The sequence below is a fragment of the Spiribacter aquaticus genome (assembly GCF_007625215.1).
Lineage (GTDB): Bacteria > Pseudomonadota > Gammaproteobacteria > Nitrococcales > Nitrococcaceae > Spiribacter > Spiribacter roseus.
In genome coordinates, this window is record NZ_VMKP01000004.1 from 1 (window position 1) to 13,170 (window position 13,170).

Annotated in this window: 12 protein-coding genes and 1 tRNA gene; 4 read left to right on the plus strand and 9 right to left on the minus strand. The window is 66.1% G+C overall.

Going from position 1 to position 13,170, the window contains the following annotated elements; all coding sequences use genetic code 11:
- Nucleotides 1-20 precede the first annotated feature (20 nt).
- Together FPL11_RS08810 and FPL11_RS08815 are read right to left on the minus strand one after the other, a co-directional pair.
- Nucleotides 21-110 (minus strand) — tRNA-Ser (locus FPL11_RS08810).
- A 43-nt stretch (nt 111-153) separates the two neighbouring features.
- Nucleotides 154-1,173: a quinone-dependent dihydroorotate dehydrogenase gene (locus FPL11_RS08815; protein ID WP_412549242.1), complete on the minus strand. Its 1,020-nt coding sequence runs from the start codon at nt 1,171-1,173 to the stop codon at nt 154-156.
- Nucleotides 1,174-1,259: 86 nt separating this feature from the next.
- Between FPL11_RS08815 and FPL11_RS08820 the strand changes: the two genes are divergently transcribed.
- The gene (locus tag FPL11_RS08820) at nt 1,260-2,027 is read left to right on the plus strand and encodes a ParA family protein (RefSeq protein WP_144348288.1); all 768 of its coding nucleotides are present in this window, start codon (nt 1,260-1,262) and stop codon (nt 2,025-2,027) included.
- Complete coding sequence (locus FPL11_RS08825; RefSeq protein WP_144348289.1) at nt 2,024-2,506, plus strand: DUF6231 family protein; 483 nt, start codon at nt 2,024-2,026, stop codon at nt 2,504-2,506. The genes FPL11_RS08820 and FPL11_RS08825 overlap by 4 nt, the downstream gene beginning before the upstream one ends.
- 4 nt (nt 2,507-2,510) lie before the next feature.
- Here the strand turns inward: FPL11_RS08825 and FPL11_RS08830 are convergent, their stop codons facing one another.
- Entirely contained in the window at nt 2,511-3,362 is an 852-nt protein-coding gene (locus FPL11_RS08830) for an alpha/beta hydrolase (protein WP_144348290.1), read from the minus strand.
- A gap of 107 nt (nt 3,363-3,469) precedes the next feature.
- Here FPL11_RS08830 and FPL11_RS08835 point away from each other — a divergent pair, with 107 nt between their 5' ends.
- Nucleotides 3,470-5,539 carry a carboxy terminal-processing peptidase gene (locus FPL11_RS08835; protein ID WP_144348291.1) on the plus strand — a complete coding sequence of 690 codons (2,070 nt, stop codon included), beginning with the start codon at nt 3,470-3,472 and terminating at the stop codon, nt 5,537-5,539.
- 6 nt (nt 5,540-5,545) lie between these two features.
- Here the strand turns inward: FPL11_RS08835 and recJ are convergent, their stop codons facing one another.
- Genes recJ through alaC form a run of 5 tightly spaced genes read right to left on the minus strand, consistent with a single transcriptional unit; the run spans nt 5,546 to nt 11,964 of the window.
- Nucleotides 5,546-7,291 carry a single-stranded-DNA-specific exonuclease RecJ gene (gene recJ / locus FPL11_RS08840; RefSeq protein WP_246085268.1) on the minus strand — a complete coding sequence of 582 codons (1,746 nt, stop codon included), beginning with the start codon at nt 7,289-7,291 and terminating at the stop codon, nt 5,546-5,548.
- Entirely contained in the window at nt 7,288-8,253 is a 966-nt protein-coding gene (locus tag FPL11_RS08845; protein WP_144348293.1) for a hypothetical protein, read from the minus strand. The genes recJ and FPL11_RS08845 overlap by 4 nt, the downstream gene beginning before the upstream one ends.
- 54 nt (nt 8,254-8,307) lie before the next feature.
- A complete protein-coding gene (gene thrC / locus FPL11_RS08850) occupies nt 8,308-9,444 on the minus strand; it encodes a threonine synthase (protein WP_144348448.1) in 1,137 nt (378 codons plus the stop codon).
- Nucleotides 9,444-10,754, minus strand: a complete 1,311-nt coding sequence (locus FPL11_RS08855; RefSeq protein WP_144348294.1) for a homoserine dehydrogenase — start codon at nt 10,752-10,754, stop codon at nt 9,444-9,446. The genes thrC and FPL11_RS08855 overlap by 1 nt, the downstream gene beginning before the upstream one ends.
- Nucleotides 10,755-10,773: 19 nt before the next feature.
- Nucleotides 10,774-11,964 (minus strand): alanine transaminase, encoded by a 1,191-nt coding sequence (gene alaC / locus FPL11_RS08860; RefSeq protein WP_110882795.1) that lies wholly within the window; start codon nt 11,962-11,964, stop codon nt 10,774-10,776.
- Nucleotides 11,965-12,111: 147 nt separating this feature from the next.
- Between alaC and FPL11_RS08865 the strand changes: the two genes are divergently transcribed.
- A complete protein-coding gene (locus FPL11_RS08865; RefSeq protein ID WP_144348295.1) occupies nt 12,112-12,492 on the plus strand; it encodes an Mth938-like domain-containing protein in 381 nt (126 codons plus the stop codon).
- Here the strand turns inward: FPL11_RS08865 and FPL11_RS08870 are convergent.
- A complete protein-coding gene (locus tag FPL11_RS08870; RefSeq protein ID WP_144348296.1) occupies nt 12,480-13,145 on the minus strand; it encodes a peptidoglycan DD-metalloendopeptidase family protein in 666 nt (221 codons plus the stop codon). The two genes, FPL11_RS08865 and FPL11_RS08870, sit on opposite strands and share 13 nt — an antisense overlap.
- Nucleotides 13,146-13,170: the final 25 nt, after the last annotated feature.

The window sequence follows — 13,170 nt, forward strand, 5'->3', positions numbered from 1 at the left end:
GATGGCCCCTGTTTTATGTCTGGCGGAGAGGGAGGGATTCGAACCCCCGGAGCCCGTTAGGACTCAGCGGATTTCAAGTCCGCCGCAATCGACCACTCTGCCACCTCTCCAACGTCACGGATTGTCCATTGGCGAGCGACCGAGGGCAAGCCCCTAAGCACCTGGCTCCGCGTCGCGGATTGCTCGGGCGGCGTTCCGGATCAGTGCGGGGCCCTTGTAGATCAGCCCCGTGTAGACCTGGACGAGATTGGCACCCGCCTGGATCTTCTCCACCGCATCCTCACCGGTCATGATCCCGCCCACTCCGATGATCGGCAGCTCCGGGCCGGCATGCGCGCGCACGGTGGCGATGACCTCGGTGGCGCGCTGCCGCAGCGGACTGCCACTCAGACCACCGGTTTCCGCCGCATGCCGCGCGCCGGCAACGGCGCTGTGGTCGACGGTGGTGTTGGTCGCGGTCAGGCCATCAACCCCCGCAGCGAGCAGCGCATCAACCAGCCAGCGCAGGGCATCGTCGTCCAGATCCGGGGCAATCTTGACCACCAGGGGCACCCGACGGCCAGTGGTGGCGTTCAGGGCATCGGCGCGCTCGCGCAATATCTGAACCAGTCCGGTCAGGTTTTCGCCGGCCTGAAGCGATCGCAGCCCGGGCGTATTGGGTGACGACAGGTTGACGACCACGTAGTCGGCGAGGCCATGCACCGCTTCCAGACAGGCCAGGTAGTCATCGGTCGCGCGCTCGAGGGGCGTGTCCCGGTTTTTGCCGATGTTTACCCCGATCGGCACATCGACCTCGGGGGCCGCATCCTCGAGGTGGCGGATCAGCGCGGCCAATCCCTCGTTATTGAACCCCAGCCGGTTGATCAGTGCCTGGTGGGCCGGGAGACGGAACACCCGGGGCGCCGGATTGCCGGGCTGCGCCACCGGTGTCACCGTGCCCAGTTCAATGAAGCCGAATCCGAGCCCCGCAAGGCTGCGGATATGATCGCCGTTTTTGTCCAACCCGGCGGACAGTCCGACGGCATTGGCGAATTCAAGCCCCATCAGCGACTGCGGCGCCTCGACACGCGCCGGAAACAGTCGCCCGCCACCCAGACGAAACAGCTGATCCAGTGAGCCAAAAGTCAGGTCATGCGCCCGTTCGGGGGGTAGCATGAAAAGCAGACGTCTCACGGCACTGAACATAATGGCCCTCGACCCGGGTGATGGAGGTGCCTAGACTGGCACAACGGAGCGTCAATCATAGCAGGAGTGCTTGCATGCGTCGGGTGATCTTCAACCAGAAAGGCGGGGTCGGGAAATCGACCATTACCTGCAATCTCGCCGCCATGGCCGCTCGCCGCGGGTTGCGGACACTGGTGATCGATCTGGATACCCAGGCCAATGCCACGCACTATCTACTGGGCGAACAGCCCGCGGAGGCGGACGACACCATTGCCGGTTATTTCGAAGATACGTTGAGCTTTCGAATCTATCCCCGCGATATTGAAAGCGTTTCCCACCCTACTCCCTACAAGAATCTGGCCGTGGTGGCCGCCCATCCCAGCCTCGAGACCCTGCAGGGTCGGCTGGAGTCCCGCTACAAGATCTACAAGCTGCGGGAGTCGCTGGCGGCATTGGCGGATTACGACCGCATCTACATCGACACCCCGCCGGCACTCAATTTCTATACACGCTCGGCGCTGATCGCCGCCGACCGGTGCCTGGTGCCATTCGACTGCGATGCGTTTGCCCGGCAGGCCCTGGATGAACTCTCGGCAACGGTGGATGAGCTGAGGATGGACCACAATCCCGAGCTGACGATCGAGGCGATCATCATCAACCAGTTTCAGGCGCGGGCCCGACTGCCGAGGGAACTGGTGGACGAGCTACGCGCGCAGGGTTATCCAGTGGTCGAGCCCTTCCTGCCCGCCTCGGTCAAGGTGCGCGAATCCCATCAGGCCCGGCGCCCACTGACGGATCTGGCGCCACGCCATAAGCTGACGATGGCATTCGCCGAACTCCACGACCAACTGGAGGCGCAGTGAACGCTCCCCTCGACGCCACCCTCGAGCAGGTCCGCTCAACGTTGGACGGCGGTTTCTCCAATGGCGCACTGGTGATCACTGACGATGACGCAATGGCATCGCTCGCCACCGGCACCGACATGCTTGTCCTGAGCGCGCGCCACGCGGACGAGCGCCGGGATCACCTGCCACAGGTGGACCTGGCGCTGGTCGATGCCGAGGCGGGCTTCGCCGACGAGGCCAGTGCCGTCCAGCTGATCAGCCGACTGCGTGACGTGCAGGCCGTGCAGGTGCTCGTCATCGGCCCACGGCAGTCACCCACGCTGATGGGCCGCCAGCAGCTGATCGGTCTGGGGTTCCGGCGCTGGGCCACCACCGGCGAGGGCGACGAACGGCGACGCTGGTACGAGTTCAGCCTGGCCGATTACAAGGTCACGCCGGACTGGCTCAATGCCCGACACTGGGCCAATCCGGAGCTGTGGGACCGGTACCGCTGGTAACCGCCTAAGCCAGCGCCTGACGATCCAGCCAGCCGATGACGGCATCCGCCGCCCGCTGCCAGCCCGGCTCGATCATCAAGGCGTGGGCAAGGCCCGGGACGGTTTCCCAGCTGGCGTTCCAGACATGGGCCACGGCGCGGGTTTCAGACTCACTGAACAGTGCATCCTCCCCGCCGGCGATGACATGCATCGGGCAGTCCGCCCGACACAGCGTCGGCCGACCGCGGGCGTGGACGTTCATGTCCCACAGGGCGCGCTGGGACTCGCGCTGTACCCGCTCGGCATAGCCGCTCAGATCCTGCTCTGCGGCGGATTTGGAGAACACGGCGCGCTGGGCCACCTCGGTGTCCATGCTGTCAGGGCCGAAAAACTGCATCATGCCGAACTGCAGATACAGCATCGGATCACTCACCAGCATGCGCAGCGTCGAGGGCATCAGGCCGTGGGGCGGGACCGGTGCCATCAGCACGGCCGCCGCGACCGGCGCACGCTCCATGTACCGCTGTGCCACCAGGGCCCCCATGGAATGGCCGACCAGGATGGGTGGCGGGCCATCCAGTCCATCAATCACCGTACTGAGGTCATTGACGTAATCATTGATACCAGCGCTGTCGAGGCGCTCGAATCCCTCACTCCCGCCGTGTCCACGAAAGCTCGGAGCGACCGCATGAAAGCCGTGACGGGCAAAATAATCGAGGAAATGCGCCTGCCAGGACCAGGCGCCCATGAACGCGCCATGGGCGAACACGATGGGCGTTCTCCGCGCAGCGACGCCGGCGGGCGGCCGCTGGCTGAGGACTTCGAGCTGCAGTTCGGCGGTCTGGGCCCAGTTGGGCCAGCGAAAATCGGCGTACATCGGTTCCCCCTTTGTCACGGAGTCGATACGCTACCAGAAACCGTTGAATTTTCGTGCAGGCTCACCTGTCAGATAATCATCGTCATCGACCCGATCAAGGTGAACCATTGAGATATGCCAATCGACTGACAGGCCTGTTCGCCGGACTGATCCTGTCCGCCGCCCCCGCCGGACTACTGGCGGCTGAGCCAATCGAGCCGGGCGCGATCCAGCAGGAGTCCGCCCAGGTCGTCAATCAGCTGCTTTCCCGTTACCACTATAACGACCGCGCCAGCGGTGATGACCTGTCCCGGGCTGCCTACGAGGCGTACTTCGATGCCCTCGACCCACAGCGCTATTACTTTACCCGCGAGGACATCGACGCCTTTGCGGATCGCCGCACCCGCCTCGACGACGAGGTCAGTACCGGCCGCCTCGAAACGGCCTACGCGATCTTCGAGCGCTACCGCGAACGTGTCCAGGCGCGCAGCGACTATGCACTGCAGCTGCTCGATCAGGGGCTTGACTTTGAGGGCGATGCCACCTTCCAGACCGACCGCTCCGAAACGGACTGGGCGACCTCGGAACAGGGCCTCGACCGTCTCTGGAAACGCCGTGTGACCCACGACGCGCTCAAACAGAAACTCAGTGGCCGCGACATGGACGCGATCAAAGAGTCGCTGCGCGGTCGGTACGAACGGGTGGCGCGCACCCTGAACCAGTACGAAGCCGAGGACGTCTTCCAGACCTTCATGAGCGCCTGGGCCGGTGAGTACGACCCGCACAGCAGCTACATGTCGCCACGCCGCTCCGAGAACTTTGACATCAACATGCGCCTCTCCCTCGAGGGCATCGGGGCGCTGCTCGGCAGCGAAGGGGACTTTGTCGAGATCGTCGAGCTCATCCCCGGCGGACCCGCCGCCCGTAGCGGTGAGTTGAGCGCCGGCGACCGCATCGTCGGTGTGGGTCAGAGCGCTGACGACATCGAGGACGTGGTCGGCCTGCGCCTCGGCGAAGTCGTGGACATGATCCGCGGGCCGAAGGATTCCCGGGTCCATCTGCAGATCCTTCCGCCATCCGAGGCCGCCGGCAGCACACAGGACACGATCACCCTGACCCGGAGCACCATTGAGCTCGAGGAACAGGCGGCTCAGGCCGAGGTGCGCACCGTTGAGCGTGACGCCGGCACCCGCCGCATCGGCGTTATCGAGATCCCGACCTTCTATGCCGACATCGCCGCGGCCAACGCCGGGGATGACGACTACCGCAGCACGACCCGTGATGTCCGCAACCTCATCGACAGCGAGCAGCTCGAGGGCATCGACGGGCTGATCATCGATCTGCGCGGCAACGCCGGGGGATCACTGGACGAGGCAGTGCGCCTGAGTGGACTGTTCATCGATGACGGTCCGATCGTGCAGGTGCATCGGCGCAATGGCGAACGACGGGTGCTTGACGATGAAACGGGCAATGCGCCGGCTTACGACGGCCCACTCGGCGTGCTGGTGGATGGTCGCAGTGCGTCGGCTTCGGAGATTTTCGCCGCCGCCATGCAGGATTACGGCCGCGGCGTGATCATGGGGGATCAGACCTTTGGCAAGGGCACGGTGCAGACCCTCATCAATCTCGACCGGTTCGGTGTCGGGAATGAGGACACCCGCAGTGGTCGGCTGAAGCTGACGATCGCCAAGTTCTACCGCATCAACGGCAACAGCACGCAGATGCAGGGTGTCACGCCGGATCTCGAAATGCCCTACCCGCATGGCAACGATGCCATGAGCGAGCGCGCGGCCGACAATGCCCTGCCCTGGGACACCATCCAGACCGCCGATTACCGGCGCATGAACCGACTCAACGGGATGCTCGGTGAACTGCAGCGGCGCCATGAACGTCGCCTGCGCGAAGCGCCCGCCTTACGGGCCGTCTCGGACGAGGCGCAGCGGATGCGCACCGCCCGCGAAGAGACTCGGGTCTCGCTCAATGAAGCGGAGCGACAGGCTGCCATGGACCGGCAGGCCGAAGCGCGCCTCACGGCGATCAACACCCAGCGCAAGGCCTACGGCCAGGAGCCGCTGGGCGATCTCTCTGAGCTTGACCCGGAGGCCGTGCCGGACGTACTGCTCGATGAAAGCGCCGAGATCATCGCCGATCTGGCCGAATTGCGGGCCAATGAGGGGGCACGGATTGCCGGTAACTGACCGTGGTCAGTTTTCAATCAGGTGATCCACCACCAGCTGGGGGCGATCAACGCCACGAAAGCGATTGACCTCCAGCCGGAACACCGCCTCAACGCGATCGCCGGGGGCTACGGCAATATCCGGTGCGGCATTGAAGGCAATGGCGTCAATGCGCACTGACGGCGCGATCTCAGGGCTCAGCGCCAGCTTCAGGTGATAATCACCCACCACACGCTGATCGAGCACCCGAAAGACATCGTTAAACCGCGGCTCCGGGAACTCGGCACCCCAGGGGCCGGCATCGCGCAGCATTGCCGCGGTTTCAAGGGTATAGGCGTCCGCCGGCAGCGCACCGTCGGTCCAGATCACTTCGCTCACCGGCTCATCGCCCAACCGCAGGCGCACCTGCTCGATCAGGAGTGCCTTGAACGGCTCGAAATGTCGACGCGCCAGCGTGAGCCCGGCCGCCATCGCATGGCCACCAAACCGGTCCACCAGCTGGCCGTCGCTGCGGGTGTTCACGGCATCGAGCAGGTCGCGCATGTGCAGACCGGGCACCGATCGCGCCGAGCCTTTCAGGGTATCGGCGTCTCCCGGGGCGAAGGCGATGACCGGTCGGCGAAATCGGGCCAGCAGACGCGAGGCCACGATCCCGACGACGCCCTGGTGCCAGTCGGGGTTGAACAAGCACAGGATCGGCGCCATGTCGCCCTCCGCCGCGGCCGCCTCGGCTTCGATATCGGCGACCGCCGTGTCCCGCATCTGCTGCTCGAGGGACCGACGTTCGCGATTGAGCCCCTCGAGCCGGCCGGCGTGACGCTGCGCCGCGGCGGCATCCGCGGCCAGCAGTGTCTCGATGCCGATGCTCATGTCGTCCAGCCGGCCCGCGGCGTTGAGTCGCGGTGCGGCGCCGAACCCGAGATCGGTGGCCGTGGTGACGGCCGGATCACGGCCCGCGGCCTCCAGCAGCGCCAGCGTGCCCGGGTTGGCCCGACCGCCGCGGATACGCCGCAGGCCCTGATCCACCAGCAGGCGATTGACGTGATCCAGGGGGACCACATCGGCAATGGTCCCCAGTGCTACGCGGTCGAGCTGATCCACCAGCGCCGGCTCCGGACGCGTGTCGCCAAACCAGTCCCGCTCGCGGAGCGCCGCCCGCGTGGCGAGCATCGCATAGAAACAGACCCCCACGCCGGCCAGATGCGGTGCGCCGAACGCCGGCGAGTCGACCTGCGGGTTGACGATGGCCCGGGCGGGCGGCAGCGCGGACCCGGGCAGGTGATGATCCGTGACCACCACCTCGATGCCGGCGGCGTTGGCGGCCTCGACACCGTCATTGGCACTGATGCCATTGTCCACCGTCAGTATCAGGTCGGGTGTGTACTCCTGGGCCACCTCGACCAGCGCCGGCGACAGGCCATAGCCAAAGTCGAACCGATTGGGCACCAGATAGTCGACTGAACCCGCGCCCATGGCCCGTAACGCGCTGACCGCCACCGCAGTGCTGGTCGCGCCATCGGCGTCAAAATCGCCCACGACCAGCACCCGGGCGTTGCTGACGACGGCCTCGGCGAGGGCCTGCGCCGCCGGCTCGAGGCCGGCGAGGCCGGCTGGCGGTGGCAGAGCCGCAAGGCGGTAATCCAGCGCTTCGGCGGTGGTGACACCGCGGGCCGCATAGAGCCTTCGCAGCAGCGCGGGCCAGTCATCCGGTAGCGCTCCGACACCCGGCGCCGGCTGACGGTGGCGGATCTGCGCGCCCGGCGGCCGCGTCACTCGCGTGCCACCCATTCACCGAGTGGTCGTAGACGGCGCCAGAACCGGCGCCGCGCCCCCGGATCGAGGCCAAACTCGCCGCTGCCCCCGGTGCGAAGCGCGACCCGGCGCCCGTCGCTGAGGGCGAGATCCCGCAGACAGGGCGCCCAGCCTGCCTCGAAACGCTGCAACGCCGCCAACCAGCCCTCGACATCGCCGCCCAGCAACGCCCGCTCGGCATCGGTCCAGACAATGACGACATTCCCCGCGGCCGCGAGATCCGCACGCGTGACCGCATCGCAGGGGCTGACGGGGAGGCCCAGCGCCGTCCCCACCGCGCGGGCGAACGGATCATCCGTGACGATCCAGTCCATATCGGCATCCGCCGCGGCCGCATCGCCGGCGCCACCGCCCCAGAACCACAGACCATTGACTGACAGGTCACCCCGCGCCTCGCGGGCACTATTGACGGGATGATCGAACAGGAACATCTGCACTTCGTTGAGCAGTTGCCGCCACGGTCGGCTGGCGGCGTCGTCCGGGATGACGGTATCAAGATACTGCCCAGCGACCGCCCGCAATGCCGGCAGCTCGGGCCCGGGGGGCTGTTCGGCAGTCAGCAGCCATTCACCGTCCCGACTCTCAAGCGCCAGTCCATCGACGCCGAACAGGCGGTTGAAGTCGGTACAGATCGACGACGACTCGTCATCGCTCAGGCGCAGCGCATCGCCGGCAAAGAGCAGCAGGCGATCTCGATCGGGGCGCAGATGAACGGGCGCCGCCCGGTAGCCCCGACGCCCTGCCGGCGCCGCGAACGCCCGGGCCAGCAACGCCCCGGGCGCCGGCGACGGCGTGACGAGCCCCCGAATCAGCGCTTCGCCGTCCGCCGCCCCGTCGCGACGCCGCCGGGCCTTGCCCAGCAGATACTCCAATGCGGGAAACGGCCCCGCTGAGGCGGTCGCGTCGGCCAGCGTCGCCGGCACCGGGCCGAGTAAGGCCGGCGCAAGACAACGGATCCTGGGCGTCGTTGACACGCCCTAACCCATCTTACCGAGGATGGCCTCGCGGACGGCGGCCCCGCTGGCATCCACCGTGCTGACGGCGGACTCGGCATGGCGCTGGGCCACATCCGGATCTTTCAGACCGTGGCCAGTGAGGGTACAGACCACGCGACTGCCGGCCGGGATCTGGCCGTTGTCGATGTCGCGCAGCGCCCCCGCCACCGAGACCACCGAGGCCGGCTCGCAGAAAATCCCCTCGTGACTGGCAAGCTGCCACTGGGCATCAAGGATGGCCTCGTCGCTGAACTCGTCAAACCAGCCGCCCGACTCGCGTGAGGCGGTGCGCGCATAATCCCAGCTCTGGGGCGCACCGATGCGGATGGCCGTGGCGAGGGTCTCCGGGTGGCTGACCGGTCCGCCGCGCAGAAACGGCGCCGAGCCACTCGCCTGATAGCCCAGCATGACAGGGCGCTTGCCACCGACTCCCTGATGGAACTGGCAGTCGCCGCCACAGAATCCGCAGGCCTGGGTGCCTGCCTGCCCGGGGCTCAGCACCATCTCGCTGTAACCCATCCAGTAGGCAGTAATGTTGCCGGCGTTGCCCACCGGCAGACAGTGATAATCCGGGGCCGCACCCAATGCCTCGCAGATCTCGAACGCGGCGGTCTTCTGCCCCTGCAGACGGTAGGGGTTGACCGAGTTGACCAGGCTCACCGGTGCCTGTTCGGCCATTTCCTTGACGATGCGCATGCCATCGTCGAAATTGCCGCGGATCTGCAGCACCTCGGCACCGTGCATGATGGCCTGGGCGAGCTTGCCCATGGCGATCTTGCCATCGGGAATGAGCACGAACGCCTTGATCCCGGCACGCGCGGCATAGGCCGCCGCCGACGCCGAGGTGTTGCCGGTGGAGGCACAGATGATCGCTTCACTGCCCTCCGCCACGGCCTGGGTGACCGCCACGGTCATGCCGCGGTCCTTGAACGAGGCCGTGGGGTTGAGCCCTTCATACTTGACGTAGAGCTCGATGTCGCGGTCGCGCGCGACCGGCAGGTTTTCGAGCCGGATCAGCGGCGTATTCCCCTCGCCCAGGCTGATCGGCCGGGCGCCCGGTGTCAGCGGCAGGCGATCCCCGTAGGCACCGATCAATCCGGTATAGCGATTGCCTTGCATCACAGTAGCGCCTCCACGCGAATGCGGGTCACCTTGCCGTGAATGGCCTCCATCGCCTCAATACGGCTGCAGGCTTCATCCATGCGGAACTCCTGCACCCGATGCGTCAACAGGATGACCGGCACGGTCTCGGCCCCGGGGGCGGGTTGTTTCTGGATGACCGCCTCAATGCTGATGCCGGCGTTACTGAGAATGCCGGTCAGATCGGCCAGCACGCCGGGCTGATCCTGGGCTTCAACGCGCAGGTAATAGGCCGTTTCCACGGACTGCATGCCGAGCACCGGCTCGTCGGACAGCGAGTGGGCCTGGAACGCGAGGTAGGGCACCCGGTTTTCGGGCTCGAGCGTGAACTCGCGCACCACATCCACCAGATCGGCCACCACCGCCGATGCCGTCGGCTCGGCGCCGGCACCGGCCCCGTAGTAGAGCGTTGGCCCCAGCGGATCGGCATTGACCATGACCGCGTTCATGACCCCATCGACATTGGCCAGCAGCTGGCGCTCGGGCAGCAGCGTGGGGTGCACGCGCAGCGCAATGCCGTCGCCCTCTCGGCGGCAGATGCCCAGGTGCTTGATGCGAAAACCCAGCTCGGCGGCGTAGTTGACATCGTCGGTGCTGACTTGGCCGATGCCCTCGGTGTAGACCTTGTCAAACTGCAGCGGGATGCCAAAGGCGATCGAGGCCAGAATGGTCAGCTTGTGGGCGGCGTCGATACCGTCGACATCAAACGTGGGATCAGCCTCGGCATACCCCAGGCGCTGGGCTTCGGCGAGGACGTCGCCGAATTCACGGCCGGCGTAGCACATCTCGGTGAGGATGAAGTTGCCGGTTCCGTTGATGATCCCGGCGAGCCACTCGATGCGGTTGCCGACCAGGCCCTCGCGGACCGCCTTGATGATGGGGATCCCTCCCGCGACGGCGGCCTCAAAACCCACCGTCACGCCATTGGCCCGGGCCCGGGCAAAGATCTCGTTACCATGCAGCGCGATCAGCGCCTTATTGGCGGTGACGACATGTTTGCCGTTATCCAGGGCCCGGAGGATCAGCGACTTGGACAGTGTCTCGCCACCGATCAACTCGACGATGATCTCGATTTCGGGATCGTCGACGACGGCATGCGCATCATAGTCGAGCTGGATATGCTCGGTGCTGCAGGTCCGCGGGCGATCGGGATGCCTCGCCGCGGCCCGGACGACATCCACGGGGCGCCCCGCCCGTCGCGTGATCTCGTCACGATTGCGCTCCAGCAGGTTGACGGTTCCGCCGCCCACCGTGCCCAGCCCGAGTACCCCGACCTTTACCGGATCCAAGTTCGTTTCTCCCTTCCTGTTACTGCCCAAGCCCATCGCGTCGGAACATCTGCTTGATGCCCCGTACCGCCTGGCGTGTTCTGTGTTGATTCTCGATCAGCCCGAAGCGCACATGCGTGTCGCCGTATTCACCAAACCCGACCCCGGGTGAAACCGCCACGCCGGCATCGCTGATCAGCTTTTTCGCGAACTCCAGCGAGCCCATGGACTGATAGGGCTCGGGGATGCGCGCCCAGGCGAACATCGTCGCCTGGGGGCGCTTGATGGGCCAGCCCGCGGCCTCCAGCCCATCGCAGAGCACGTCACGACGCCCCTGGTAGGTGTCGCGGATTTCCGTGACGCAGTCCTGCGGCCCTTCCAGCGCGTGGATGGCGGCCACCTGGATGGGCGTGAACATGCCGTAGTCGAGATAGGACTTCATCCGCGCCAGTGCAGCGATCAGTTTCTCGCTTCCGCACATGAATCCGACCCGCCAGCCGGGCATGTTGTAGCTTTTCGACAGCGAAAACGACTCCACCGCCACCTCGCGGGCCCCCGGCACCTGCAGGATCGATGGCGCCTGATAGCCGTCGTAGACCAGGTCGGCATAGGCCAGATCGTGGACGATCCAGATCCGGTGCTCGCGGCAGATCTCCACCACCCGTTCAAAGAACGCCAGATCGACGCACTGCGCCGTGGGGTTGGCGGGAAAGTTGAGGATCAGCATCTTCGGCTTCGGCCAGGTGTCCTTGATGGCCTTCTCAAGCTCGGTGAAAAAGTCACCGTCCTCAACCAGCGGCACATGACGGATGTCGGCGCCCGCGATCACCACGCCGTAGGGATGGATCGGATAGGCCGGGTTCGGGACCAGCACCGCGTCGCCCGGCCCGAGGGTGGCCAGCGCCAGATGCGCCAGCCCCTCCTTGGAGCCGATGGTCACGATGGCCTCGCTCTCGGGGTCGAGCGATACGTTATAGCGATCCTCGTACCAGCGGGTGATGGCCCGGCGCAGCCGGGGGATCCCACGGGAGACCGAATAGCGATGGGTGTCCGGCCGCTGGGCCGCCTCCGCCAGCTTGTCGACGATATGCCGCGGCGTGGGCTGATCGGGGTTGCCCATGCCAAAGTCGACAATGTCCTCGCCACGGGCGCGGGCTGCTGCCTTGAGTTCATTGACGATGTTGAACACATACGGCGGCAGGCGCTTGATGCGCTGGAATTCTTCGTTCAAGGCGGTCCCCTCGGGGCGGTCGTTTGATCGAACTCGGGATCATTTCCCGAAAGGCACAATGATAAACCCTGAACGCTAAAATTGCCTCCCGGACCTGTCAAATCGGGGCAGTTGCCCGGGGCCCGTCCCAGTCGCTATTGTTGCGCCATGAAGATGAGTCTTGACGGTGCCGAGGGCACCTACCGCATCCAGGGCTACGCCGACGGCGAGATTCGCATCAACGATGTGCGCTACAACCGGAGCCTGCTGGTGACCCCCGATACCCTGGTCACCGAGTGGGGGCCGGCGTCGGTGGAGGCCGCCCGCACGAGCGACTTCGCCGCCTTCCATGAACTCGACCCCGAGGTAGTACTGCTGGGCACCGGCGTCCGCCAGACCTTCCCCAGCCGTGAGCTCATGCTGAGCGTGATGGAGACCGGCGTGGGGCTGGAGGTCATGGATACCGCCTCGGCCTGCCGGACTTACAACGTCCTCATGTCCGAGGGCCGGCGGGTGGTGGCCGCGCTGATCATCGATCAGGGCAGATAGTCACCCGGATCCACGGGCTCGCCCCGCTGCCTGAGCTCGAAATGCAATTCGCCGGGCCGCGCGTCACTGGCGCCCACCCGGGCGATCGTCTCCCCCTGGGCGACCGTGGCGCCCTCGTCCACCAGCAGGGCGCGATTGTAGCCATAGGCGGTCAGGTAGCGCGCATTGTGTTGGATGATCACCAGATTGCCGTAGCCGGGCAGTCCATCCCCACTGTAGACCACTTCGCCGGCGGCGGCGGCAAGCACCGGACTGCCCGGATCGGCCGCGATCCCGATGCCCCGCTTGCCGGGTGACCCGGGGTTGTAGTCGCGCACGATCTCGCCCTCCAGTGGCCATTGCCAGGTCGACGGGTCCGGGCGCTGCACCGGCGCCGGCGTCGCCGCGGTCTGAGACTGCCGACCCTGCGGCGGACGCAGCCGCAGGGATTGACCGGGATAGATCACATAAGGGGGCTCAATGTCGTTCCACTGCGCGATGTCACGAAAGTCGAGCCCGGCGCCAAAGGCGATCTGATAGAGCGTATCGCCCTCGCGCACGGTATAGGTGTCGGCCGTCCCGGTGGGGGCAGCCCTTCCAGTGGGGATGGCCGACTCGCGCACGGTCCGGTCGGCGGGATAGTCAAACTCGGAACAGCCGCCCAGCACGAGCATTGCCGCCGCGCATGCCGCCAGAGGC

Excerpts from the sequence above, each read along its gene's own strand:
- FPL11_RS08820 (WP_144348288.1), top strand. The coding sequence starts at position 1,260 with ATGCGTCGGGTGATCTTCAACCAGAAAGGCGGGGTCGGGAAATCGACC.
- FPL11_RS08830 (WP_144348290.1), bottom strand. The coding sequence starts at position 3,362 with ATGTACGCCGATTTTCGCTGGCCCAACTGGGCCCAGACCGCCGAACTG.
- thrC (WP_144348448.1), bottom strand. The coding sequence starts at position 9,444 with ATGCAAGGCAATCGCTATACCGGATTGATCGGTGCCTACGGGGATCGC.
- FPL11_RS08865 (WP_144348295.1), top strand. The coding sequence starts at position 12,112 with ATGAAGATGAGTCTTGACGGTGCCGAGGGCACCTACCGCATCCAGGGC.
- FPL11_RS08870 (WP_144348296.1), bottom strand. The coding sequence starts at position 13,145 with ATGCTCGTGCTGGGCGGCTGTTCCGAGTTTGACTATCCCGCCGACCGG.